Source organism: Glaciecola siphonariae, assembly GCF_042652645.1.
Lineage (GTDB): Bacteria > Pseudomonadota > Gammaproteobacteria > Enterobacterales > Alteromonadaceae > Glaciecola > Glaciecola siphonariae.
Genome location: NZ_JBHSGU010000002.1, coordinates 1,207,159 through 1,232,702, shown reverse-complemented (window position 1 = coordinate 1,232,702; position 25,544 = coordinate 1,207,159). Strand labels below are relative to the sequence as shown.

Annotated in this window: 21 protein-coding genes and 1 other RNA gene; 14 read left to right on the top strand and 8 right to left on the bottom strand. The window is 45.1% G+C overall.

The window, feature by feature from the left end:
• Window positions 1–8 precede the first annotated feature (8 nt).
• Window positions 9–815 carry a fimbrial biogenesis chaperone gene (locus ACFO4O_RS06865; protein ID WP_382406801.1) on the top strand — a complete coding sequence of 269 codons (807 nt, stop codon included), beginning with the start codon at window positions 9–11 and terminating at the stop codon, window positions 813–815.
• Between the two features lie 179 nt (window positions 816–994).
• Window positions 995–1,609 carry a hypothetical protein gene (locus tag ACFO4O_RS06860; RefSeq protein ID WP_382406799.1) on the top strand — a complete coding sequence of 205 codons (615 nt, stop codon included), beginning with the start codon at window positions 995–997 and terminating at the stop codon, window positions 1,607–1,609.
• 147 nt (window positions 1,610–1,756) lie between these two features.
• On the opposite strand, the gene ACFO4O_RS06855 is transcribed toward ACFO4O_RS06860, so the two are convergent.
• The 6 genes from ACFO4O_RS06855 to pspF are packed head-to-tail and all read right to left on the bottom strand — an operon-like array spanning window position 1,757 to window position 8,397.
• On the bottom strand, window positions 1,757–2,704 hold the full coding sequence (locus ACFO4O_RS06855; protein WP_382406797.1) for an ATP-binding cassette domain-containing protein: 948 nt from the start codon (window positions 2,702–2,704) through the stop codon (window positions 1,757–1,759).
• Complete coding sequence (locus ACFO4O_RS06850) at window positions 2,697–3,752, bottom strand: oligopeptide/dipeptide ABC transporter ATP-binding protein (protein WP_382406795.1); 1,056 nt, start codon at window positions 3,750–3,752, stop codon at window positions 2,697–2,699. The genes ACFO4O_RS06855 and ACFO4O_RS06850 overlap by 8 nt, the downstream gene beginning before the upstream one ends.
• Window positions 3,752–4,645 (bottom strand): ABC transporter permease subunit, encoded by an 894-nt coding sequence (locus tag ACFO4O_RS06845; RefSeq protein ID WP_382408257.1) that lies wholly within the window; start codon window positions 4,643–4,645, stop codon window positions 3,752–3,754. Before ACFO4O_RS06845 ends, ACFO4O_RS06850 begins: the two co-directional genes overlap by 1 nt.
• Entirely contained in the window at window positions 4,632–5,663 is a 1,032-nt protein-coding gene (locus ACFO4O_RS06840) for an ABC transporter permease subunit (RefSeq protein WP_382406793.1), read from the bottom strand. Before ACFO4O_RS06840 ends, ACFO4O_RS06845 begins: the two co-directional genes overlap by 14 nt.
• The gene (locus ACFO4O_RS06835) at window positions 5,660–7,282 is read right to left on the bottom strand and encodes an ABC transporter substrate-binding protein (RefSeq protein WP_382406791.1); all 1,623 of its coding nucleotides are present in this window, start codon (window positions 7,280–7,282) and stop codon (window positions 5,660–5,662) included. Before ACFO4O_RS06835 ends, ACFO4O_RS06840 begins: the two co-directional genes overlap by 4 nt.
• Window positions 7,282–8,397, bottom strand: coding sequence for a phage shock protein operon transcriptional activator (pspF, locus tag ACFO4O_RS06830; protein ID WP_382406789.1), 1,116 nt, complete (start codon window positions 8,395–8,397; stop codon window positions 7,282–7,284). Before pspF ends, ACFO4O_RS06835 begins: the two co-directional genes overlap by 1 nt.
• A gap of 229 nt (window positions 8,398–8,626) precedes the next feature.
• Here pspF and pspA point away from each other — a divergent pair, with 229 nt between their 5' ends.
• From pspA to maiA, 6 genes are all read left to right on the top strand, one after another.
• Window positions 8,627–9,334, top strand: a complete 708-nt coding sequence (pspA, locus tag ACFO4O_RS06825) for a phage shock protein PspA (protein WP_382406787.1) — start codon at window positions 8,627–8,629, stop codon at window positions 9,332–9,334.
• A 76-nt stretch (window positions 9,335–9,410) separates the two neighbouring features.
• Entirely contained in the window at window positions 9,411–9,650 is a 240-nt protein-coding gene (pspB, locus tag ACFO4O_RS06820; RefSeq protein WP_382406785.1) for an envelope stress response membrane protein PspB, read from the top strand.
• The gene (pspC, locus tag ACFO4O_RS06815) at window positions 9,647–10,105 is read left to right on the top strand and encodes an envelope stress response membrane protein PspC (RefSeq protein ID WP_382406783.1); all 459 of its coding nucleotides are present in this window, start codon (window positions 9,647–9,649) and stop codon (window positions 10,103–10,105) included. The genes pspB and pspC overlap by 4 nt, the downstream gene beginning before the upstream one ends.
• A 201-nt stretch (window positions 10,106–10,306) precedes the next feature.
• Complete coding sequence (gene phhA / locus ACFO4O_RS06810) at window positions 10,307–11,107, top strand: phenylalanine 4-monooxygenase (RefSeq protein ID WP_382406781.1); 801 nt, start codon at window positions 10,307–10,309, stop codon at window positions 11,105–11,107.
• A gap of 531 nt (window positions 11,108–11,638) precedes the next feature.
• On the top strand, window positions 11,639–13,192 hold the full coding sequence (tyrR, locus tag ACFO4O_RS06805; RefSeq protein WP_382406779.1) for a transcriptional regulator TyrR: 1,554 nt from the start codon (window positions 11,639–11,641) through the stop codon (window positions 13,190–13,192).
• Window position 13,193: 1 nt separating this feature from the next.
• Window positions 13,194–13,847, top strand: a complete 654-nt coding sequence (maiA, locus tag ACFO4O_RS06800; protein ID WP_382406777.1) for a maleylacetoacetate isomerase — start codon at window positions 13,194–13,196, stop codon at window positions 13,845–13,847.
• 60 nt (window positions 13,848–13,907) lie between these two features.
• Here the strand turns inward: maiA and ACFO4O_RS06795 are convergent, their stop codons facing one another.
• A complete protein-coding gene (locus ACFO4O_RS06795; protein WP_382406775.1) occupies window positions 13,908–14,366 on the bottom strand; it encodes an Lrp/AsnC family transcriptional regulator in 459 nt (152 codons plus the stop codon).
• 239 nt (window positions 14,367–14,605) lie between these two features.
• On the opposite strand from ACFO4O_RS06795, the gene ACFO4O_RS06790 reads away from it, so the two are divergent.
• From ACFO4O_RS06790 to ACFO4O_RS06780, 3 genes are all read left to right on the top strand, one after another.
• The gene (locus ACFO4O_RS06790; RefSeq protein ID WP_382406773.1) at window positions 14,606–15,664 is read left to right on the top strand and encodes a Glu/Leu/Phe/Val dehydrogenase dimerization domain-containing protein; all 1,059 of its coding nucleotides are present in this window, start codon (window positions 14,606–14,608) and stop codon (window positions 15,662–15,664) included.
• 102 nt (window positions 15,665–15,766) lie between these two features.
• Window positions 15,767–15,863: signal recognition particle sRNA small type (ffs, locus tag ACFO4O_RS06785), an RNA gene on the top strand.
• 249 nt (window positions 15,864–16,112) lie between these two features.
• Window positions 16,113–19,037 carry a TonB-dependent receptor plug domain-containing protein gene (locus ACFO4O_RS06780; RefSeq protein ID WP_382406771.1) on the top strand — a complete coding sequence of 975 codons (2,925 nt, stop codon included), beginning with the start codon at window positions 16,113–16,115 and terminating at the stop codon, window positions 19,035–19,037.
• A 169-nt stretch (window positions 19,038–19,206) separates the two neighbouring features.
• Here the strand turns inward: ACFO4O_RS06780 and ACFO4O_RS06775 are convergent, their stop codons facing one another.
• Window positions 19,207–19,479 (bottom strand): late competence development ComFB family protein, encoded by a 273-nt coding sequence (locus ACFO4O_RS06775; protein ID WP_382406769.1) that lies wholly within the window; start codon window positions 19,477–19,479, stop codon window positions 19,207–19,209.
• Window positions 19,480–19,718: 239 nt separating this feature from the next.
• On the opposite strand from ACFO4O_RS06775, the gene ACFO4O_RS06770 reads away from it, so the two are divergent.
• The 3 genes from ACFO4O_RS06770 (at window position 19,719) to ACFO4O_RS06760 (ending at window position 25,455) form a co-directional block, all read left to right on the top strand.
• The gene (locus tag ACFO4O_RS06770; protein WP_382406767.1) at window positions 19,719–22,613 is read left to right on the top strand and encodes a TonB-dependent receptor domain-containing protein; all 2,895 of its coding nucleotides are present in this window, start codon (window positions 19,719–19,721) and stop codon (window positions 22,611–22,613) included.
• Between the two features lie 108 nt (window positions 22,614–22,721).
• Window positions 22,722–23,630: a class I SAM-dependent methyltransferase gene (locus ACFO4O_RS06765; RefSeq protein WP_382406765.1), complete on the top strand. Its 909-nt coding sequence runs from the start codon at window positions 22,722–22,724 to the stop codon at window positions 23,628–23,630.
• On the top strand, window positions 23,611–25,455 hold the full coding sequence (locus ACFO4O_RS06760; protein WP_382406763.1) for a 2OG-Fe(II) oxygenase family protein: 1,845 nt from the start codon (window positions 23,611–23,613) through the stop codon (window positions 25,453–25,455). Before ACFO4O_RS06765 ends, ACFO4O_RS06760 begins: the two co-directional genes overlap by 20 nt.
• Window positions 25,456–25,544: the final 89 nt, after the last annotated feature.

The following is a 25,544-nucleotide window of genomic DNA, read 5'->3' as shown; positions in this document are numbered from 1 at the left end:
ATAGATACATGAAAACGCTGTTAATTAAGGTCTTAGTACTGACAATTATGTTGTTTATCGGCATGCAGAGCGCTTTTGCTGCGCTTTTAGTGGCACCATTAAGAGTGGCATTTGAAAATAGAGAACGCACGCAAGAGGTTATCCTCATTAACCAAAGCGACAAACGACACACATACCGCCTTGAGTGGGTAGAACGCTCGGCAAATGAGAACGGCACCTACAACGAGCTAAGCGAAGAAGATACCTTCAATAGGGCAAGTGGCTTGATTCGCTTTTCGCCTCGACAGGTAAGTTTAGCGCCGGGGGAGCGGCAAGTGATCAAGCTTCTGCTGCGAAAGCCTGCTGATCTTGCCAAGGGCGAATACCGCTCGCATTTAAGATTTGTTGCGATCCCCCCAACGCTCGATTCGGGCGAGGATGAGGTAACAGACGGCATCGCTATGAAGATGCATATGTTTTTAAGTTACTCCATTCCGGTGATTGTACGAAATGGTATAGAAGACGCGCTGGTGAATATTGGCGATACGACGCTTATTCAAGAAGGTGGAAAATATAAACTGCGCACAGAGCTATATAAAGATACAAAATGGAGCACATCTGGCAATTTAGTTGCGCTTCAGCAGCGAAATAGTCAGCAAGAGGTTGTAGCTCGTCTGAATAACGTGAATATCTTCCATGAATCGAATAAGCGCACCGCTGAGCTTGTTTTAATGGATCCGAATACGCCGTTAAGCGGGCCAATCACTATTAAATACGAGGGTATTTACGAATCACTAGGCAAAACCTTAGCTGAAAAAAGCATTGTAATTCAGTAATTTGACCATTGTTAGTTGTTTTTTGTTAAATAATTCTAAAGAGAAAATATCAAACGCCGATAGATATCTCGAGGGCAGAAAGTTGCCTTGGTACAGAAATCTACAGTTTCTGTGAAGGCAGTAAGAATCACCGAAGTGTTTCTATCTGTTTTAAATTATTTAGCAACGGAGATATATCCATGTTTAAACGCAAAAACCTACATATCGCTTTAGTAGCTTCCTCTGCATTGTTGTTGAGTGCCGCTGCTTCTGCAGAAACTACGCCTGGCTCTGCTTCAATCATAGTGACAAACGCTTTTTCACTTGTTGAAACTACGCCAATAGATTTTGGTAACATCCAAGTAGCCACAGATGTTGATAACGCCACAACCGGTGAAGTCACAGTGACCATTCCAGGTAACGCAAACCCGATGACCTTAGCGAACGCATCAACGCCTGCTGAAGCAAACGGTAACATCTTAACGCAGGGTACACCTGGCTTGTTTAACATCACAGGCGCAGCGCCATTTACGGCTCTGACTATCAACTTTCCAGCGGCCTTTGATTTAACTAACACTACTGCTCCACCTTCAACGCCTGCTTTTGAAGTGACCCTTGCAGCAGCAACCACATTCGTAGTGGGTGGCGCAGAAGACGGCAACGTTTACGATGCAGCTACACCTAACTTGACTACTGACGGCACAGGTGCTGTTGGCTTCAACCTAGGCGGTGTGCTTACTACTGACGCTACTGCGACTGCAGTATACGCTGACGGTACTTACTCTGGTTCGTACACAATGGAAGTAGTTTACTAAACAACTGCATTTAAACGTTTAAATGCGTTTGCACGACGTCATTCAAAAGCCGGCTCTTTAGCCGGCTTTTCTTTTTGTTGTTAAGGACCTTCTTATAGAAAGCACTTGCTCTAACCTTCAAATGAATAGCACCCTCTCATACATCTGCTATAGCCGCGAAAAGTGCTTCTCCACCATAGAAAAATGTGACTGTATAAGTTTTTGGGTAAGCGGCTGCTGCGGGTCGGTAAAGACTTCCGCGGTAGGGCCTTGTTCAATAATTTGGCCCTTTTCCATGACCAATACTTTGTCGCTGATATGACGCACAATGCCAATATTATGAGAAATAAACACAAAGCCCAAACCAAGCTCTTCTTGCAGCTTTAAAATCAGATTGATGGTTTGCGAGCGTACCGAAGGGTCGAGCGCGGCAAAAGGCTCGTCGGCAACAATGATTTTAGGGTCGAGTATAAGCGCTCTCGCAAGTGCCACCCGTTGTTGCTGTCCGTCAGAGAGCATGTGCCGGTAAAAATAGTAGTGCTCTCGCAATAAACCCACCTTCACGAGCGTTTCTTCTATCTTTTCTCGTTTTTCACTGTCACTTAAATCGGTATTCAAACGCAGGGTTTGTGTAAGAATGGTGCCTATAGAAAGAGAGGGGTTCAGAGCATCGGGGTTGTGCTGCAAAATTAAGCGTATATCTTGTCCGCGGGTGCGCGATGCTGATGCCCGCTCGCTGCCATTTGCATTTGGCATAGAGAGCTTCTGGTGAGCTTGCTCACTGTTATTGCTTTTACTGCTATCGCTGTCGCCGCCATCCCTATCATCACTATCGGCATTAGCATCACCATCGTTGCTGCGAGCTTGTTGAGCACTGTGGCTAAAATCTTCGGTAGGTCCTAACTTAATGCTGCCCTTATGTATGGAGACAGCGCCTACTAGGGCCTTGGCCAGTAGGCTTTTTCCGGCACCGTTGTTACCTATAATGGCGATGGTCTCGCCGCTGTGCATATCAAACGAAATGGGCCCTAGCGTAAAAGTCTGCAGCGCGCCAAACAGCCCGCGCTTTTTACTGTGCGTATACTCAATGTTATTCACTTCAAGTATTTTACTCATTTATGTTCTCATCTGCCGTGAGCCCGCGCGTATGACGCGGTGATTTTTTTGCAAGCTTGTCAGGAAAATGCAGCGGAAAATGACAGCTATAGGTATGCTCTTGAATGGCGCGGGGCACCGGTACTTGCACGCATTCTTTTCTGGCATTAGGGCAACGAGGCCCCAAACGACAACCGGCAGGTAAATGTTGCAAAGTCGGAATGGTGCCGTCTAAGGCTACCAAGGGAGACTTGGTTGGGAGCGATAGCTGAAAGCTTGGGGCGCTGTCTAATAGCGCTTTTGTATACGGATGCAGTGGGCGTTTTAATAAAGACTTTACCTTACCTGATTCAACGGTTTGTCCGCAGTATAATACCGTCATTGACTGCGCAATGCTGGTAATGGCCAGCAAATCATGACTCACAAATAAGATGGCAAGGTTTTTGGTTTTATTCAGTTTTACCAGTAAGCGCAGAATTTGTGTTTTTGTGGTCGATTCCATGCCGCGGGTCGAATCGTCGGCAATCAGAATTTTCGGCTCAGAGGCCAGAGCCATCGCTATCATGATCTTTTGACTTACGTCTTTTGGAATTTCATGCGGGTACGATGATAAATATTGGTCGTGGTTTTTAATGCCCACTTTATGAATTAGGCCAATGGCTATTTGTCGGCGCTGCCGATTTTTTTGCCAAAACCAGCCTTTCTCAATAAATTCGTCTGGAATGCTTTCTTCAAGCTGTTCGCCAATAGTCACCGAAGGGTCTAACGAAGATGTAGGCTCTTGAAACACCACCGCAATTTCTCGGCGCATAATTTGCCGGCGCTGTTCGTAAGACATATTCAGCAGGTCTTGTCCGTCGAAGGTAATACGGTCAGCCTTAATTGACCAATAGTCAGGAATAGCCCCAATAATGCAGCGCACCATAAGGCTTTTGCCAGAGCCCGACTCACCCACGAGCGCGCGTATTTCGCCCTCGTTCAGCGTTAAGTTTACCTTCTCAAGCGCCTTTACCGTTGTGTTGCCGGTATCGATATACAAGGTAAGATTTTTAATATCTAGCAAAGCCATTAGTGGTGTAGCCTATTTCTAAGTGCAGAGCGCATGCCTTCACCCACTACGTTAATGCTAAAGATCATCAAAAAAATGCACAATCCTGGGAGCGTTATCAGCCATGGGGCCACATAAGCTACATCAAGCGCCAAAGATAAAATCGCGCCAAGTTCAATGGTGGGGTCTTGTGCGCCTAGACTCAAAAAACCTAGTGCAGATATGTCGATAATCGCGACCGACAGGGCGATGGTGGCCTGCACAACTATTAACTCAAACATGCCGGGCAATATTGAATGGGTAAAGATGCGCAATGATGAGGCTCCGTCTAAACGGTCGAGCAGTACATAATCTTTTTGTAATTCGTTGCGCACATAGGTGCGCGTTTGGTGCACAAACTGCGGAATTAAGGCAAGCGTAATCGCCATCATCGAATTAAATAAACCCGTCCCTAAAATCGCGACAATCACAATGGCAATTAGCAAGGTAGGAATAGACATGATTGAGTCAAAGAGGTGATTGACCACACTAGAGCGCACACCGCTTAACACGCCCGCTAATGCGCCCACGCTAACGCCAATAAATGCAGCAATCATAACGATTAATAAGCCGCTGCCAAAGGTCGTGCGGCAAGCATACATAATGCGCGAAAACACGTCTCGCCCTAAGCCGTCGGTACCGAGTAAGTGCGCTACCGTGCCGTTTGGCTCCCATGATGGAGGCAATAAAATAGCATTGGTGTTTTGCAAGTGTGGGTCGTAGGGCGCAAGCAGCGGTGCAAATACGGTAATAAGCAAAAATATTACTAACAGCACAAAGCCTGCCAGCGCGATATGGCTGCGCCTAAACTCTAGCCAAATATTGACCAACGGTGAGGGATGATACTCTTCTTGATATAAATTAAACCGCTGCACTTTCTGCTCGCTCACGCGCAGGATCAATTGCGCGGGTTATAAATTCAATGGTAATGGTCAGCGACATCACGAACAACGAGACAACTAGCATGCCGATGCGAATAGCGGGGTAGTCTTGCTGATAAATTGCTTGGATTAACCAACGACCCACACCCGGCCATGAAAATATAGTTTCGATGATCATGACATTTGTGATGAGAGTCGACACCTGAAGCGCTAATATTGGCAATATAGGCAGTAGGGCGTTTTTCAGTCCGTGTTTGAAGAAAATCTGACTTTGGGTGAAGCCACGAGATTTTGCCGCAATAATATAGTCTTTTTGCATAACGTCCATAATGCTGCGGCGTGTAAAGCGTATAAACAATGCGGTGGTAACAATAGCAACCGAGGCTGTTGGTAAAATTAAGTGGTGAAAGGCGTCGATAAACGCGCCAGTTTTGTTATCAATACTCGAGCGCATGATATCGATAAATACAAAGCCGGTGTGCATAGGCACGTCGTACAATAAGTCAATGCGGCCCGATATTGGCAACCATTCTAGCTGCAGGCAAAAAATCGTGATAAATATTAATGCCAGCCAAAATACGGGGAACGAATAACCTACAATTGAAAAGCTCACGACTGAAAAATCAAAAGGGTTATGATTTTTAAGTCCGCTTAAAAAGCCGATAGGAATGCCAACAACCACTGATACCAGCAGCGCGTAAAACACAAGCTCTAAGGTGGCAGGCACAGCTACCGCCACCTCAGTTGAGAGCTGCGCATTGTCGCTTAAGCTCACGCCCCAGTTTCCTTGCACTAAGCTCTCGATATAAAAGCCAAACTGATGAAATATGGACTCATCTAATAAGTAGGCTTGTTCTAGCGCCAAACGCTGTTCTTCGCTTTGCGGCACAATGCCAGAGATATTGGTGAGAAGGTCACCCGGAAACATAAACGGAAGCAAGAACGAAAACACTATCAAGGTGAAAATAGTGATCACCATAAGATTAAGGTAGCGAATAAAAAGCTTAATCACTTGTTTCTTCCTACTTCGTCGAAGCGAATCCCACCAAATGGATTAATTTGCATATTTTGTACATTGCTTCTAACCGCCTGATACTGAAACGCATGGGCAATAGGCATAAGCGGCATCTGTTCAAAAATAAGTGCATTGGCCTGATGGTAAATCGCGGTACGCTTGTCAAAATCGTCGGTTAGCAGGGCTTGTTCTACAAGTGCATCATACGTGCGGTTGCACCACATTGCCCTATTTGTGCCAGAGGGGATCGCATCACAAGTTAGCAGCGGGCGATAGAAATTATCGGGGTCGCCGTTGTCTGCATTCCATCCAATGAGTACGCTGTCGTGCATGCCTAAGCGCAAATTCTCACGAAATATGTTCCAGTCGTAGCTCACAATATTCACTGTGATCCCCACGTCAGACAAATAGCTTTTCATCAATTGCGCCATTTTAAGTGCGTTGGGGTTGTATGCGCGCTGCACCGGCATCGCCCAAATATCCATAGAAAAGTTATAGGGTACACCCGCTTCATCTAATAATTCTCTCGCGCGCACAGGGTTGTAGCCGAATTCACTTGCATTTGACTGATATGCCCATGATGCCGACGGCACTAAGCTTTTGGCGCGTGTGGCTTGGCCTAAATATACCGCGTCGAGCAATGAGGTTTTGTCTACCGCAAGCGCAAGCGCTTGGCGCACTTTTGGATTGTTAAAGGGCGCTTTGCTCGTATTAAACGCCCAAAAGCCGATATTGAGCCCGGGTTTTTCCAACAGTGTTAAGTCGGGTCTATCTTCAATAACCGACAAATCACTTTGCGAAGGAAATGCAACCGCATCACATTCACCGGTGATGAGCTTTGCCATGCGTAAGCTACTTTTTGCAGTAATATCGAAGACCAATTGGTCTGGCCCATCGGAGGGTGAAAAATAGTTTTCATGGCGCTCAAAGCGTATATATTGGTTTTGCCTAAATTCCCTAAATTTATAAGGGCCGGTGCCTATTGGTAAACGGTCTAAATCGGTGGGGCGGCCTTTAGCCATAAGCTCAATCGCATATTCTTCTGACAGTATTACGGCAAAGTCGGTTGCCAAATTAGCCAGAAATGAACTGTCGGGTCTAAACAGCGTGATTTCGACGCGATAGCCGTTGATGCGCTCTACGCTTTTAATGCGCTGGTCGAGTCGTAAACTGTCAAAATAGGGATAATTGCCGCCACCCACATCATGATATGGGTGTGCAGCATTGCGCCAGCGGTCAATGCTAAATATGACGTCGTCGGCGTTAAACGTGCGCGTGGGCGTAAAATAGTCAGTGTTATGAAACTCAACGCCTCTGCGTAATTGAAAGGTATAGGTGAGTCCGTCGCTACTCACCAACCAACTGCTCGCCAGCCCTGGCTCAATAATGCCATTGCTTGGGTTAAACTCAAGTAAGCGGTCGTAAATTTGATGTGCGGAGGCATCTGCTGTGGTGCTAGAGGTATCGAGCTGTGGATTAAACGAACCGGGATTGCTTTCGGAACAAAAAGTGATGGCGTTAATGTCGTGAAGGGTTTGTTTTTCGCAGCCAAACAAAAACAAACACGCCATGCACAAGCAGGCATTATAGTATCGTTTGGTAAGGCATAATGACATTAGGCGACGTCGCTGTTATCTAGCAAGTTGTACTTCTTTAAATACCCTCTTAACTGATGATAGGTTAATGACAGTTTTTCTGCAGTCTTTTTCTGATTAAATTGCGATTCTTTTAGCGCTTGTTTAATCATATCAACCTCAAAGTCTTGCGATACCTGCTTCAAGTCTACAGGGAATTTGAGGGCTTGTGGCACAGAAGCAGAGGGTTTTTCGCTAGATGCCTGTTCGTGCATTTCACTACCTGCAAGGTTTACAGATGCAGAGTTTGCAGGTGCCGGAGGTCTGTTTTGTGCAACATACGACGCGTTTGCCGGCGGCGCTTTAGTGCGCCCCTGCGGCCTAAATTTAGACTCAAACGGGTCGATGGTAATATCGTGAACCGGCAGATGCGGAGAGTTGCGATATACGGCGCGTTCTACCACATTTTTTAACTCTCTTATGTTGCCAGGCCAATGGTAGTCTAGCAGGGTCTCTCTGGCTCGCTTGCTGAACCCTGTAAATAGCTCCATTTCAAGCTCTTGCGCCATTTTAGTGGCAAAGTGCTCAGCAAGAGTAAGAATATCTTCGCGTCTTTCTCTTAGCGGGGGAATGGTGACTACATCAAAAGCTAAACGGTCGAGTAAATCTGCTCTAAATTCGCCGTTTTCAGCGAGGGTGGGCAAATCTTCATTGGTGGCGGCAATGAGGCGCACATCTACTTTAACAGTGCGGGTGCCGCCAACACGCTCAAATTCTCCGTATTCAATAACTCTAAGCAGTTTTTCTTGGACGAGGGCGGAGGTGTTTGCTAGCTCATCTAAAAACAAGGTGCCTTGGTCAGCATATTCAAATCGGCCCTCGCGGCGTTTACTGGCGCCGGTGAATGCTCCAGCCTCATAACCGAAGAGCTCGCTCTCTAGCAAACTATCGCTTAACGCTGCACAATTGAGTTTGACGTAGTTTTGCTCCCAACGCTTAGACAAAAAGTGAAGTCGCGCGGCAACTAACTCTTTGCCCGTGCCGCGCTCACCAATGACTAACACGGGTTTGTTTAGCGGGGCGAGTTGGGAAATTTGTTCAAGTATTTCGAGGAAGGAGTTAGCTTCGCCAATAAGATTATCGGTCTTGGAGAACATGCCCACGAGATATTCCTTATTTGTTAGTCAAATCGACTAATTAATAGTGTACTTCAAAATCAATAGAATACCCACCGCTTTTTAAATAAGTATTAAATTCAAATAAAACATGGGCTTATAGGAATTTCATTAGTTGGCAAGCAATTTGTATAGTCAGTAGTAAGTCAAGGCAAGTTAATCCAATAAATTCTAAGTGAAGAATTTTTTATACAAGTAGAGGTAACATACCATGGGTATATTTTCACGTTTTACTGACATCATTAACTCAAACATCAATGCATTGCTTGATAAAGCAGAAGACCCTGAAAAAATGGTTCGTCTGATTATTCAAGAAATGGAAGATACATTGGTAGAAGTGCGTAGCGCTTCGGCTAAAACCATCGCGGCAAAAAAAGATGTGTCGCATCAAATCAACAAATACAACACTGAGGCCGACAACTGGGCCGGTAAAGCTGAACTGGCGCTGTCAAAAGACCGCGAAGATTTAGCAAGAGCTGCGCTGCAAGAGAAGTCAAAAGCGAAAGAGGCAGCAGATGCGCTAGCTCACGAGCTTGAGCTAATCGAAGACGAGTTGGCTAAGTTGCAAAGCGAAACCGCGCAGCTACAAGAGAAGCTCGCAGACGCAAAAAGTCGCCAAAAAACGATTATCATGCGTCAGAACACAGTGAGCTCGCGTTTGCAGGTAAAAAAGCGCTTAGATTCTGGCACCGTAGATGCTGCAATGGGCAAGTTCGAGCAGTTTGAGCGTAAAATAGACGACCTAGAGTCGCAGGTTGAATCCTATGATGTGGGTAAAAACTCGCTGAAGGATGAATTTGCGAACTTAGAATCAGACGGCAAAATTGATGACGAGTTAGCAGCGCTGAAGCAAAAAATGGCGAGTAAAACAAAATCGACCAACGTGACGGAAGTAAAATCTAAATCGAAAAAAGCTTAATTTGCGATTTTGAGCGTGTGCTTTCATACTTAACAAAGCACACGCTATCGATTGATAGGTTCACAGGAGAACACTAATGGAAGAATTGTTTGTCATACTCACCGGCACTTCGCTAATTATTTTCACCTTAATGGTGGCGCCTATTTGGCTGATTTTGCATTACCGCAGCAAAAAGCAATTAAGCCAAGGTTTGAGTGAAACAGAAGTGCATACCTTGCAAGATTTAGCGGCAAAAGAAGAGCAAATGTCTGAGCGCATCAAGACCTTAGAGGCGATATTAGACGCAGAAGCTCCAAACTGGAGAGAGAGAGCATGAACACTCAAAAGTCGTTATATCGCGATCCAAAAAGAGGAAAGGTGGCAGGCGTGTGTGCAGGCTTGGCCGATTACTTTAACGTAGAGGTTTGGTTGGTTCGTATTATTACAATTACTGCGTTTTTGCTCACGAGCGGTTCATTTGTGTTAGTAGGGTATGTGGCGGCATGGCTTATTTTAGATAAAAAGTCAGAGCTGAAAACCGGCGCTTCAAATAGTTATGTTCCAAGCGGTGCACAAGGGCAAAGCTACAGCGGAAAAGGCTACACTAACCCTGCGGTGAATTCTCAAAAAGTAAACGTAAAAGCAAAGGTGTGGCAAGCTGGTATGCCGCCTAAACAGGCTTTTTTAAATATTCAGCAGCGCTTTATTCGCAGTGAGAATCGCCTTCGCAAATTAGAGAGCTACGTTACCAGCAAAGAGTTCCAAATTAACCGCGAGCTTAATGGCCTATAACCGCAAATCTAATATAACATCTTATCTCCCCCTAGAGTTGTACTTGCCCTAAGCATGAAGCTTAGGGCTTTTTTATTTTAGATGTAAAATTCAAGTTACAAAAACTGCTGGTCGTACCAGATTGATTGAAGGGCAGCCTCTCTCTTAGTAGCGAGATTTTGATTACCATTGAACGGTGTTCATTTACGTCAACAGAGTGTTATGTCAAAGCAAACGCAATACGTTTCAAAATCTATTAATGACAAAGGTTATATTGAGTGGACGGCAGAAGAAAACCAACGTTGGGCAAGGCTGTATGAGCGCCAAATTAATTTGTTGCAAGGGCGGGCTTGCGAGCAATATATGCGGGGAATTGAGCTATTAAATATGCCCAAAGACCAGATCCCACAGTTGCCTGACATCGACAAAGTGTTGATGGAAGCAACGGGATGGCAAACGGCTGCGGTGCCGGCGCTTATAAATTTCACTGAATTTTTTACGCTGCTTGCCAACAAACGCTTTCCGGTGGCAACCTTCATCAGGAGTGAAGAAGAGTTTGACTACTTGCAAGAGCCAGATGTTTTTCACGAGATTTTTGGGCATTGTCCGCTTCTGACCAATCCGGCCTTTGCTCATTTTACGCATGTTTATGGGCAGTTAGGGCTAGCTGCTAATAAAGAGGACAGGGCGTTTTTAGCCCGACTTTACTGGTTCACTGTGGAGTTTGGCTTGGTGCAAACTGAGCAAGGCTTGCGCATCTACGGCGGCGGTATACTGTCATCTCCCGGTGAAACACTGTATGCCCTCGAGAGCGAGAAACCGCAACGTAAGCCTTTAAAGGCACTGGATGTGTTACGTACGCCTTACCGAATTGACATTATGCAGCCAATCTATTTTATTTTGGATAGCTTTGACGGGCTTTTTGAGCTCTCACAACTCGATATTATGTCGCTAGTTGAGCAGGCAAAATCACTCGGTTTATTTGAGCCGCAATTTGAGCCAAAACTGAAGCAAGCTAGTTAAGGGCGCGAGCGTTTTAGTTACGGGCATATGCAAGTTTAAAAGACGCTGTTCGCCATCCTGGCCGTTCAGGCGCGCACATCCCTGTGCACGCATGCTTTTAAACTTGCATACGCTCCTAACTTTGCCGAGTCATTGCCCAGTCCAACTACGTTCTGCAAATTAAAAAGACGCTGTTCGCCATCCTGGCCGCTCAGGCGCGCACATCCCTGTGCACGCATGCTTTTAAACTTGCATACGCCCCTGACTTTGACGAGTTATTATTCAATCTTCACCGGAAAATGAGGCTTTAAAACGTTTGTAAAACATTAAAAAAATGTCACTTAAAGCGGGGGTATTTGTGTGATCTAGCTATGCGCTTGTCCGTAATCATATCTATACAGGTAAACGTCGTTTTACAATGATTCTTTGCGACCATCGGTTTGCGATCATCGCTTTGGGCACATTGTTGGTGAAGTTCATGCACCTTATGCGCTTCTTTAGTTGGAAGAACGACGTTTACCATTAATGCTCTTACAAAAGGAACGACATTTCATGCGTTTGGAAATTAATTGCGAAGACAGGCTCGGGATCACCCAAGACGTGCTCGACATCTTAAGTGATTATCATATTGACTTGCGTGGTATTGAAATTGACGCGCTCGGTAAAATTTTTCTGGATTTTCCTACTATCGAATTCACCGACTTTCAGGTGCTGATGCAAAAATTAAGGCGGGTAGACGGTATTACCGACGTTAAAACAACCCCCTTTATGCCCATCCAGCGTGAGCGCAATCAGCTCAGGGCGATGTTGCAAACCTTGCCAGACCCTGTATTTTCGATTGATACACAGGGTCGAATCATTCTCTTTAACGATGCAGTTATCAGAGGACTAGAAACACCTGCTGAAGACATCATTAATCTCCACATAGACGACGTGCTAAGCGGCTTTAACTTTACCAAATGGTTAGAAGGCAGAGAGATATACGCTCAAACCCGGCGCGTTAAGTTTATCGAGCAAGACTATATTGCCGATTTATTGCCGGTTGACGTGCCCGATTCGGATAAAACTATACTCGCCGGTGCGGTTATAATGCTTAAATCCGAGGTGCGCTTGGGCCAGCAGGTATCGGTTTTTCATAGAAGCTCAAGCAACAGTTTTGATGCATTTGATGCCCACTCAACGGCAATGAAAAAAGTCATACGAGAGGCTAAACGTATGTCTGAGCTAGACGGCAATATTCTAATTACCGGCGAGACAGGAACCGGTAAAGAGCAGATTGCAAAAGCATGCCATGACAACAGCCGCAGAAGTATTGGTGAGTTTGTATCCCTCAACTGCGCTTCGTTACCCGATGATGTTGCAGAAACGGAACTGTTCGGCTACGCGCCTGGCGCGTTTAAGCAGCAAGACGGCAAAATGGGTCTATTCGAGCAGGCGGCTGGTGGGACTCTGCTGTTTGATGAAGTCAGCGAGATGTCGTCTCAACTGCAAGCAAAATTACTTCGAGTGCTAGAGTATGGCACTTATCATCAGGTGGGAGACAGTCGAGTAAAATCTATCGATTGCCGAATTATTTGTACAACCTGTAAAGAGCTTGCCGACTGCGTTGAAGAGGGGACTTTCAGAGAGGACTTATACTATCGTTTAAATGTTCTCTCGCTAGTTGTGCCGCCTTTGCGCGAGCGTAAGGCCGATATTGTCTCGTTATCGAATCGTATTTTATTACAGCACAGCAAAAAACTAGGCATTCAGGTTCCTAAACTGAGTAAGTCGTGCGTCGAATATTTGCAGGGCTATCCGTGGCCTGGCAACATTCGCCAGCTGAAAAATGCGCTCTATCGCGCCATTTCACTAGCTGACGGCAATGAGATCACCAAAGAGTCCATTCAAGTCCCGTCGTGCAGTGCAACGGTAACCTATATCGACGAAAATTTTGATGGAACGCTAGAGCAAGAAGTTAAGAAGTTTGAACGCGATATGCTAAAACGCTTGTATCCGTCATACCCGAGTACTCGGCAGTTGGCCCGAAAGTTAGGCTTGAGTCATACGGCAATTGCGAATAAATTACGCGAATACGGCATTAATAAAAGCACGGTAAAACACTAATATGAGTTTGACTTTACATGGCTATTGGCGCTCATCTGCCAGTTATCGGGTGCGTATTGCGCTCAATCTGAAACAGCTAGACTATGAGTACGTCCCTGTGCATCTGGTCAATAATGGTGGAGAGCAAAAAAGCGACGCGTATCAGCGCTTAAATCCTAGCAAGCTTGTGCCTACCTTTGTTGATAGTGACGCTGATATTACTTTGAGCCAGTCTTTGGCAATTATCGAGTATTTAGACGAGAAGTATCCTGAACCATGTTTGTTAATGCCCAAGCACGCTCAAGATAGAGCAAGGGTTAGAATGCTTGCCTACGACATGGCCTGCGATACCCAACCGCTAGCGAATTTACGAGTATTAAATCGATTAAAGAGTGATTTTGATGCCGATGATGCAGCCGTAAAAGCTTGGGTGCAGCATTGGGTTACGGAGGGCTTTAACGGTTTAAGTAAGAAAATAGAAACAAGAGCAGGCAAGTATGCATATGGCTACCAAGTTAGCTTGGCGGATATTTGCATTGTACCGCAAGTGTACAACGCTCTGCGCTTTGGCGTTGATATGACGGCATTCCCGCTTATACATAAAATATACAAAAATTGTACTTCGCTAGACGCGTTTGCCCAAGCCGCGCCCGAAAACCAACCGGACGCCGTTTAGCGCGTCTGATGTAAGTTGAAACCCGAGAGCAAAATATTTGAACGATACTTCGTTAGCTCACTATAGTGGCAGTTCCGTAGTGATTTTGACCTGCTTTAAGGCAAAGGTAGAGCTCAAATGGTCAACTAAAGGCAAGCTGGTAAGCTTCGTCTTTAAGAGCTGCTCGTATTCTTCAATGCTTCGAACGATGACTTTTAACAAATAATCTTTGTCGCCACTTGTTGTGTGACATTCAATAATTTCATCAATATCTTGTACGGCAGTTTCGAACTTGGTGAGTGAGTCGCCATCGTGATTTTTTAAAGTGACGTAAATGAATACCGACACCCCTAAATTGAGCTTTTTAGCGTCGAGCAGGGTCACTTTTGCTCGGATAATGCCGTCGGCTTCCATGCGTTTTACTCGTCGCCAACATGGCGTATGAGACAAGCCTACATATTGCGACAGTTCTGCCATCGACACAGTGGCGTCTCGCTGCATAACGCGGAGTATTTCACGATCAAATTTATCTAGCTTCATAATGTTAGGCTACCGCTATCTCAAATCAGGTTATTTAATATGAGCATGGCTACACACTGCGACCATCATTTTTTAATTTCGTCGATATTATAGGATGCTTATCCTAGAAAGGCGAAGTAATAAAAACGATTTTTCGATTTTTATTTTTGTGCCCATGCCATTATCGCAATACATATCCTCAAATAAGTCAGCTACTATCTTTGCATACTAATAAAAACGCCTCGGCCTAAGGTTTTGCCATGTCACTTTTTGAACATCCTGATTTTGACCAACATGAACAAGTGTCCTTTTTTCACGACCCAAAAACCGGCTTGAAAGCGCTGATTGCGGTTCATAATACGCATCTTGGTCCAAGCTTGGGAGGGTGCAGAATGTGGCCTTACGCAAGTTCAGAAGAAGCGCTTACAGACGTATTACGTTTATCCAAAGGAATGACCTATAAAGCGGCGGTAGCCGGTTTACCTCAAGGCGGCGGTAAGGCGGTAATTATTGGTAATCCTCGTGCTGATAAAACCCAAGAGCTGATGTATGCGATGGGACGCAGTGTAGATACCTTTAAAGGCCAGTATATTATTGCCGAAGACTCGGGTATATCTGTGCAAGACTTGCAATATATGGCGTCTGAAAGTCATCACGTTGCGGGTACGTCGGCAAAGTTCGCCTATGACGGCACACCAGCAGATGGCAATCCTGCTCCGTCGACGGCATACGGCGTGTTTATGGGTATTCAAGCGGCGGTTAAACATGCCACCGGTCAAAGCTTAGAGGGCAAAACGGTTGCCATTCAAGGGGTAGGTCACGTTGGACTGCGCTTGGCCAGACACCTTAAAAACGCGGGAGCAAACCTCATAGTTGCCGACATTTTTAATGAAGGTTTAGAAGTTGCGAAAAACGAATTGGGCGCGACAGTTATAGACCCTCAACAGATACATGCTGCAAAGGCTGATGTGTTTGCTCCTTGTGCAATGGGCGGCGCGATTAATCCAAAGAGCCTACCTGAAATACGTGCGGCGATTGTGGCAGGTGCGGCAAACAACCAATTAAGTTCGCCGCAAATGGGCGAGGCTTTATTTGCGCGAGACATTTTATATGTGCCAGATTATGTGATTAATGCAGGTGGCATTATCGATATATATCACCAACGCAATGAAAGTAGCGCACACGCCATGCGCATGCAGATTGAACAAATTGGTCAAACGATAAGCGAAATTCTAAATAGGGCGAGAGACCAAAATTGCCCTACAGAGCAAGTTGCAGACCAAATCGCAGAAGAAAAGTTTCGCCCGCAACAATCGTAGCCTTGCATAGCATTGGCTCTTTGGTCATAATACAGCGCGTTTTGGCTCTGGCATTTAACATTTTGCTGAACCCAAGGGTCGAAGTCGCATATCTATGGTGAACCCTGGTTCTCCCGCAATAACAACTTAGGAACTCGGTCAGGCCCGGAAGGGAGCAGCCGTACTAAGGGACTTATGTGCCGGGGTGTAGCTGGGGTTTGCCACCCAATTCCTCAGGTTCCTCTTATTCTTAATCATGACTTTACGCCCGTAGTCTAATCTTTACACAACGCTAATATTTGCAACAAAATAATCACATAAAACCCCAAAAAACTTGGCTTATAGCATCGATTTTTCAATAAAATGCAGTTAGTATCAAAACTATGGTGTTGTGCCTGACAACGACAGACAGTTAGGTTGTAGTTACCGACACCATGCAAAATAAAACTATAACAAACGGGGAAATCACATGTTTACAAAAGCAAAACTATCTTGCTGTGTTTCTGCTGCCCTTTCTTTAAGCCTTGCCTCAACTGCCTTGTCGTTTCAAGCAGTTGCACAAGAAGCTGGCGCTGAAGAGACAGTTGAAAAAATTGAAATCACCGGTTCACGTATTAAACGTACTGAACTTTCTACACCCGCTCCAATTATTTCTATCAGTGCTGAAGAAATCGCGCGTTTCGGTACGCCCGATTTAGGCTCGGTGCTAGCCGAACTTCCGGCAATTGCTGCTGGTAGTACGCTGATTGGTAACAACAACAGCAATGCTAACGCAGGTTTGAGCTCGCTTGATTTGAGAAGCTTGGGCTCAGCGCGTACTCTGGTGCTTGTTAATGGTATTCGCCACGTTGCTGGCGACCCAGGCACTGCCGCGGTAGATACTGGCGCTATTCCAGCAGCCATGATAGACCGTGTTGAAATTATTACCGGTGGCGCATCAGCTATTTATGGTTCAGATGCGGTATCTGGTGTTGTTAACATTATTCTGAAAGATGATTACGAGGGTACTGAGGTAAATATTAGCGGTACTCAAGATACCGAGAGTGTTGACTACAAAACTCACTCTTTCTCATTATTAACAGGTGCAACCAGCGACGATGGCAAAACCAACGTTACGTTCTTTGCAGCTTACGACCGCATCAAAGAAGTGTTGCGACCTCAGTTACAACAAGCTGAAGCGAACGGCACAATCATTAACCCCTTAGATGCTGATGGGTCTGAAGACACTGAAAACAACGGCATACCAGATCGCTTACGCGTACCCTTTGTAGGCTCAGAAATGATCAATGCCTTTGGTGTACTTAACCCGTTCGGCGGCGGCCCGCGCATTACCTTTATGCCAGACGGTACACCGATGGACCAGGTTTCGCGTATCAACACCAACAGTTTTGCTTTTGGTAATTTTGACCAGCGTTACGACAGCGTGTTCTTTACCGACGAGTACATCAACTATATTCCAGAACAAGAAACCATCACTTTAGCGTCTACATTCCGTCACGACCTAAATGACAATGTGCGTTTATATGGTGATTTTAAATACGTTGACAAAGATATCGCGCAGCAATTCCAGCCGTCTTTCCGTTTCGGTAATATTCGCATCAACGCCACCGACAACGCTTTCTTAGACCCGGTCACGCGTCAGCGCTTATTCGAAAATGGTCAAACTGGCAACGTCCAATTCGCTCGTTTCTTTGACGACATCGGTAACCGCTCTGCAGAGAATGATCGTAAATTGTATCGTGTGGTTGCTGGTGCAAAAGGTTTCTTTGAACTTTCTGACACGCAGTTCGATTTTGACGTATTCGTGAACAAAGGCGAAACCGCCAACACGCGTCGTACACTTAACGACTTGATTCCGACCAATCTAACCGCAGCACTTGACTCAGTCATCGACCCAGCCACAGGCCAAGCCGCATGTCGTAGCCAAGTTGCAAGCGCACAACCAGACGGTTACACCGACCCAGCCGCGGTAAATGGCGATAATTGTGCGCCGTTCAACCCCTTTGGTTTCGGACAGGGTTCAGCTGAAGCATATGATTTTATATCAGGTGATGTAACCCGTGAAGACGTGGTAACGCAAGAAGTAATCGGCGCGAGCTTAACCTTCGATACTGCTGAGTTTTTTGAGCTGCCGGGCGGCCCAATCGGTATCGCACTTGGTGGTGAGTACCGCAAAGAAACGTCTGAAACAACCACTGACGAGTTTACCAAAGCTGGTTTCTTTACCAATGCAGCAACGCCAGATGAGTACGGTGAGTTTGATGCCGAGGAATACTTTGTGGAAGTTAACCTTCCAATCCTAAAAGGTGTGTTCTTAGCAGAAGAATTAACGCTAGACGGCGCATTTCGTAGCGCAGATTACTCGCATGCAGGCTCTACAGAAGCATGGCAGGTTGGTATGAAGTGGTCACCTATTGAAGATTTGACTGTTCGTGGTACTTTCGGTGAGTCAGTACGTGCTCCTAACATTGTTGAGGCGTTTTCTCCACAGTCACCAGGCTTTGCCAACATCAATGACCCGTGTGACGCAGACAACATCAATGATGATCCAGACCGTAGCGCTAACTGTGCAGCATTAGGTATTCCGCCTGGCTTCCAAGCGAACGATAACGTATCTATTAACCTAGTCTCTGGTGGTAACCCAGACTTGCTACCAGAAGACTCAGAGTCTAAAACGGTCGGGATTGTATATACGCCATCTTATATTGAGAACTTCTCAATTACAGTTGATTTATATGATATTGAGATTACCAACGCGATTAACTTCCTTGGTGCGCAAGATATTCTAGATAACTGTGTAGATGCTACAGGTGGTCCAGATGCAAACTTCTGTGCCTCTATTGACCGTGACCCGGTTACTAACGATGTAGAGTTAGTGCGTTCTGGTTATATCAATGCGTCATCATTAACGACTCGCGGTATTGAAGCGCAAATCTTATATAATACAGATTTGTCAGCGTTTGATTTACCCGGTGAGCTACGCTTTAACATCGCAGGTAACAAACTCCTTGAACTTAACGTATTTGAGTTCCAAGACCGACCTGACGAAATTAACGTAGAAGATGGCGAAATTGGCGATCCAGACCTGCAGTTCCGTACAAGTGTTGATTATCGTCTAGACGATTGGGCATTTAACTACACCAGTCGTTTCATCAACAATTCTGCTTTGTTTGATGTATCGCCAGGTGGCGGTAGCCCAGAAGATACAGACCCAGGCTTTGTAGGGTCAATCTGGACGCATGATTTGTCAGCCGCTTATCTGCACGACGATTGGATGGAAGTGCGTTTTGGTGTGCGTAACATTGCAAACAAAGTGACTCAACCATATAACTTTAATGCACTGTATGACCTTCTTGGTCGTCGCGTTGTAGGCTCTGTAACATTCAGATTCTAATACTGCATTAAAAGCTTGCTATATAATTTAGCGACTACACGAAATAAAAAAGCGCTCAATATGGGCGCTTTTTTTATGGTCGATGGCTAATGTGTTTTTTAAATTTTAATAAGCCTTTCTGGCCGTATGTGGGCCATATGCAAAATCATTTGTAGAGCCCAGTGAGAAATTAACTCTGCTTCTTCGGATGCGCGTCAAGATACTCAATCGCTGAATGCACAGCTCTTACCACGTTCATTTCCATTTGCTGGCGCTCTGAAATGGGCAGATAAAAGGCCATATCAACCTCATGGCGAATGTAGCGTGGCGGCAGTTGGTTAAGAATTAGGCATGATAAATCGGCTAAATAGTCATCATTTTTAGATTTATTTAAGCCCATGGACTCTAGCTTCTCAAGCATCAGGTGCTCATAATAATTATGAATATCATCATCTAATTTCACGTTATATTTCCTTAACATAGCAGTAAATACATACAATAAGTTGGTTATCGGCCAAAGCTGCTTTTGTATAACTTTTAATTCATTAAATGCGCTACACGCCCATTTAAGGCGCTGTATAGAACATTTAGTATGTTGACCGATACTTGCTAAACCGTATATAGTAAGGATATTGGGCGAAAGCTCATGATAATAAATCAATAAATAATTGATAAAAAATTATAATGTCTAGGGAGACATGAATGTTTACAAACAATAAATTAGCGAAAGCAGTTAAGATTGCTTGCGCCTTCGGCGCTGCGTCTACAATCGGTTTCACTGGTTCTGCCATATCACAAGAGAATGGCGCTGAAGAAGCAGTTGAAAAAATTCAGGTTACAGGTTCACGTTTACGTCAAGCTGAGTTTGCATCGGCAGCGCCTATCGCGGTTGTTGGTCAAGAGCAATTTGAATTAACGGCTACCGTAAATACCGAATCACTTCTTAACACATTACCACAGGTTGTTCCTGGCCTAGACAGAACGTCTAACAACCCAGGTAACGGTACTGCCACAGTAGATTTACGTGGTCTTGGTACAAACCGTACACTCGTTCTAATTAACGGCACACGCGCAGTACCTACTACTGCTGGCGGCGCGGTTGATATTAACTCTATTCCTACAGCACTAATTAAAAACGTTGAAGTATTAACCGGTGGTGCATCAGCAGTATACGGCTCAGACGCGGTTGCAGGTGTTGTTAACTTCATCCTTAAAGATGATTTTGAAGGCGTTGAAGTACAAGCAGGTTATGAAACTACTGAAGAAGGCGATGCTGAAATCTTTAACGCCGACTTCACCATCGGTGGTAACTTTGCCGACGGTAAAGGTAACGTAGTATTTAACCTAGCCTACACCGATCGTGAAGATCTTTTCCAAGGCGATCGTGACTTCGCGAACACTGCTTTATTTGATGATGGTAACGGCGGCTTAGAGCCAGGCGGTTCATCAGGTGTTCCACAAACCGCGATTTTTGCTGGCGGTTTTGGTACTTTTTCACCAGATTCAAGCGGTATTATTTTTGACCAAAACGGTGGCATTCGTCCATTCGTGACTGGTGGTCAGGTCAATGACTTCTACAACTACGCGCCAGTTAACTATATTCAGTTACCACAAGAGCGTCACCAAGCAACGGCGCTAGGTTCATATGAGATCTCTGAAAACTCAGAACTATACGGTCGTGTTATGTTTACTGACAGCCGTGTACCACAGCAGTTGGCACCTACACCAATCTTCCAAACTTCTACCTTTACCGTAGATGGCAACCCCTTCATTACGCCTGAAGCTCAGCAAATCATTTCTGATGCGATTGGCTTGGGTGTTGATACAGACGGTGACGGCATTGACGATGAAGGTCGTGCATTATTGCGTCGTCGTTTAGAGGAAGTTGGTCCACGTCGTTCTGAAGATGCATTCACATCCTTCCAGTTCCAAGTAGGTATTCGCGGTGATATCGGCGATTCTCCTTGGTTCTATGACGCTTACTATCAAACTGGTAAAGTGAATAACTCTACCGCTCAGTTGGGTAACGTCAACCGTGGTCGCTTTGACCAGTCGCTATTGTTAGCTACTGACGATGCTGGCCAAGTAATTTTAGATGCTAACGGCAACCCTTCTTGTGCTGACCCTTCTGCGAATGGCGCAACAAGCGGCTGTTCACCGTTGAACATTTTTGGTGAAGGCAACATCTCAGAAGAGTCTGCAGCTTTCCTAAGAACAGCTGTTGCATCAACAGCCTTGTTTGAACAGAAAATTTTTGGTGCGTCAATCGGTGGTGATTCGTCTGACTACTTTGAGCTACCGGGCGGCCCAATCGCTATCGGTTTCTCTTATGAGCATAGACAAGAAGACTTTGAATTCTTACCTTCACAGGATTTAGCTGCAGGTACAATTGCCGGATTTAATGGTGCGCCTGGCCTAGAAGGTGGTTTCACTGTTTCTGGTTTCTCGGTTGAAATGAAATTGCCAATCTTGCGTGACGTAGAATTTGCTGACTTGTTGGAAGTAGATTTAGCATATCGTACAGAAGATTACTCAACTGCAGGTTCAGTAGATTCTTACAAAGTAGCAGGTATTTGGGCACCGGTTGAATCCTTCCGTTTCCGCGCTGGATTTAATACGGCGGTACGTGCGCCTAACATTGGTGAATTATTCTCACCACGTGGTGAAGGCTTCCCTGGTGCAAACGATCCTTGTGCCGGCAACGGCAACTTGCCACAAAATGATGCATTGCGTCAGTTATGCCAACAGACCGGCGTACCTGCTAACGTTGTATTTTCTGCGGCAATTAACCCGGCATCTGGTCAGGTTCGTACCATCAGCGGTGGTAACCCGAACTTGGTTCAAGAAGAAGCTGAAACCCTAACTGTCGGTATCGTATACGACGTAACTGAAGAATTCACTTTCTCACTAGACTACTTCGATATTGAGATTGATGATGCGGTTGCAGCCTTTGGTGGTGGTACTAACAACATCCTGAACACCTGTTATGATTCGTCAAAAGCAGGTTCTGGTTTAGGTGGTGACTTCTGTAATGCCGTTAACCGTCGTCCAGATGGTACTATCGATTTCATCGAGAGCTCATCTCAAAACGTGGCCTCTATTACACTTAAAGGCTGGGATTTAATCGCCGGTTATGACACTGAGTTGTTTGGTGGTGATGTAAGCGTTGACTACATTGGTACTTATACTACTGAAAGCGACTTCTTGCCCTTCGATGGTTCTCCTGACCTTATCGAGTGTGCGGGTAACTTCGGTGTTAACTGTGGTGAGCCTACGCCTGAATACAAGCATCGCATGACCTTTGGCTACAGCACGGATGATTTCTCTGCTCAGCTATTATGGCGCTATGTAGGTGAAGTTGATGACGACGATTTAGAAACTGAGTACACAGTAGACAAGATCGACGGTACACATTACTTTGACCTTGCTGGTACTTACTACATCAATGATAACTATCGCGTAACTGCGGGTATTGACAACTTGCTTGACGAAGAGCCACCAGTAATCGGTGACAACGACGAGCAGGCAAATACTTACCCTGCAACTTATGATGTATTCGGTCGTACTTATTATGTAAGCTTCCGTGCTTCATTCTAAGTAAAACGGAATATGTTGAAAAAAGAGAGCTTAGGCTCTCTTTTTTTATGGATATGAAAAAGTCAGTAAAACGATTATTATTAATAAAAAAGATGTAAACGGAACGCTATGGATAAGTGGCTAGAGTACTGGCAACAAGATAAGTTACAGCCAGATGTGTTTACCGATAAAAACGGAAACAAGCATCAAGCGTTACTTGAATTTTGGCAAGCAAACCTTGGTAAGGTGTCTACTAATACCTCTGTCATTGATATTGCGTCGGGCGCAGGGGCTGTGTTTAGATGCTTAACAAATTTGTCTGAGATAGACGCACATGCTCTCGATATTTCAGCAGATGCACTGGCTATTTTGCAGCAAGACATGCCGAGTGTGACCGTGCATGCGACTTACTTAAACGACACAAGCTTTTCTGACACCACATTTGATATGGTAATTAGTCAGTTTGGCATCGAATATTTAGGGTGGGCTGGGTTTTCACAGGTGCCGAGGCTGTTGCATGCAGGCGCAAAATGCGTTTTCTTATGCCATATAGAAGACGGAGCAGTAGACATTACTACCCAGCAAAGCCTAGTAGGTTTGAAGCTAATTGCCGACAGTCAGTTTTTGCAAAAAGCGCGTGTTGTTGCTGAGGCGTTTAAACAAGACCAAAGGTCTTTGGTTGAAGAGGCTGTTACAGCATTTATGGCAGTAGAGCCCCCGGTCGCTAAGTACTGCGACGAGGTGCCAAGTGGGCATCATCAATATTTATATGACGGCGTTAAAACTATGCTGTCAAATTACAATCAATACGATCACAGTCAACTGATTGCTTGGATTGAAACTGCGCTTGTGCAAATGAATGAAAATATTGAAAGACTTAGCTCCATGCATAAAGCAGCGATGAATCAAAACGACATAAACACACTCAAAAATAACTTAGCCGAGCTAGGGCTTGTAATAGATAAAGCAGAACCGTTCTATTTGCGCGCACAAGACCCACCGGTTGCTTGGGAAATACATGGTACTCAATCAAGCTAGTATTAAATGGATGCAGCAAGGACTGCAGTTTCATCGCGCTGGAGATTTTTCACAAGCAAAGCTGTGTTATGACAGAAGTTTGCGCGAGCAAGCCAGCAATTACGAAACCTTACAGCTTTACGGCGCGCTGCTGCATAAAGCCGGTCAATATGAAAAAGCTATCGACTTGTTGCTAGCATCGCTGTCTATTGAGCCAAATCAAGCGCACGTGCTCAATACCCTCGGCAATGCTTATAAAGCACTTTGCAACGTTAACAGCGCCCGGGAGAAGTACGATAGCGCAATTCAAATGAAGCCCGACTATGCAGACCCTTATATCAATCTATGCCAGTTGTTAATTCAACAGGAACAATTGACAGATGCTTCGGCGTATTTAATTGAGGCATTTAAACATTGTCCTTCAAATTGGCAGTTGCTGCGATTACAGGGGCTGTTGCAAAAAGCGCAGGGAAGTCTTGCGCTTGCGCTTAAGAGTGTTGAGCGTGCAAAGGAACTTGCACCAAACCAAGCAGTGATCTTTCACGATTTGGCATTGCTACTACGCATGATGGGGCGCTCTAATGAGGCCATCTCGCATTATAAGCAGCTTCTTAACTTAGGCTATACATCAGAGGTGTTCTTTCACAATTACGCTAATGCATTGAGTGATGTATCGCAGCATGATTTGGCGTTGGAATACTATTCTAAAGCGCTCAGCATCAACCCAACCGCACGAGATACGCTGCTTAATTGGTGTGATTTGATGTGGGAGTCGGGTCAGGGTGACAAAATGTTTGCCGCCTATGAAGTGGCAATGAAACGTGATGACATTCGCCCCGAAGTAATTTCTGATTATATTAAAAAGTTGTTACGCACTAATAACATAGAAGCGGCCCGCGTTGTTTTTTCTCGTAGCCAAGACATGTTTCCGGCTCATCCCTTAACAAGCGTTAACCGTATAGCGCTCAGTTGTTATACAAAAACTGGCGCTGAAACAATCAAGCTGGAAGATTTAAGTACACAGCTTAAGAAGATTTGCCGAGAGCCCCTAGTAGACCTCAATGATAAGTTGTCGTGTATTGAGTATGCGCTAGAAAAAGCGGCTTTTGAGACTGCGTACAACGAGCTTATTTGGCTTCAGCGAAGTCATCCTAATGACCAATGGCTGTTAGCGCTGCTGCATACTTGTCAAAGAGTATTGCCTGATAAAACCTATTCGTTTAAAGATGTTGAGAATTACGTGTTTGAGTATCAAATCTCGCCGCCATCTGGCAGTAGCCTGACTGAATATTTACAGGCTTTAAAGGTACATTTATTGTCTTTGCATCAATCCAAAGAACAACCCCTTGAGCAGACACTTCACCACGGCACGCAAACGCGCGGAAATTTATTCGCAAAGCCTCACCCGCTTGTTGCACATATTATGAGCGAGTATAGACAAGCTGTAGTTGCCTATAAACATGCACTGTCGAAGCTGCCTGAACTATACCCTGGGTTTTGGCAAGAGAAGCCTTTTACATTTAGTGGCTCTTGGTCAGTTGCTCTTCGCCAGAGCGGCTTTCATAATAACCACATTCATCCTATGGGCTGGCTAAGCTCGGCTTGCTATATTTCGTTGCCAGACTTTGACCAGAGCAGTAATGCGGGTTACTTTCAAGTGGGCATTCCCAATTTAGCCAACGATGGCTTAGGTTTGCCTGCATTAAAAGAAGTCATGCCGCAAGAGGGCAAACTGGTGTTATTCCCTTCGATGCTTTGGCATGGAACTGTGCCGTTTAAGCAAAACGAACTGCGCTTATCGATTGCATGTGACATTGTTTATACAGATAAAGAAGTAAAAGACTAAAATCCTTCTTAATATTGAAGTTTTTATCATCCAAGCCTTAGCAATTCTTGACATTTATGTAACATCCTGTGACTATTTGTGTATTGCCC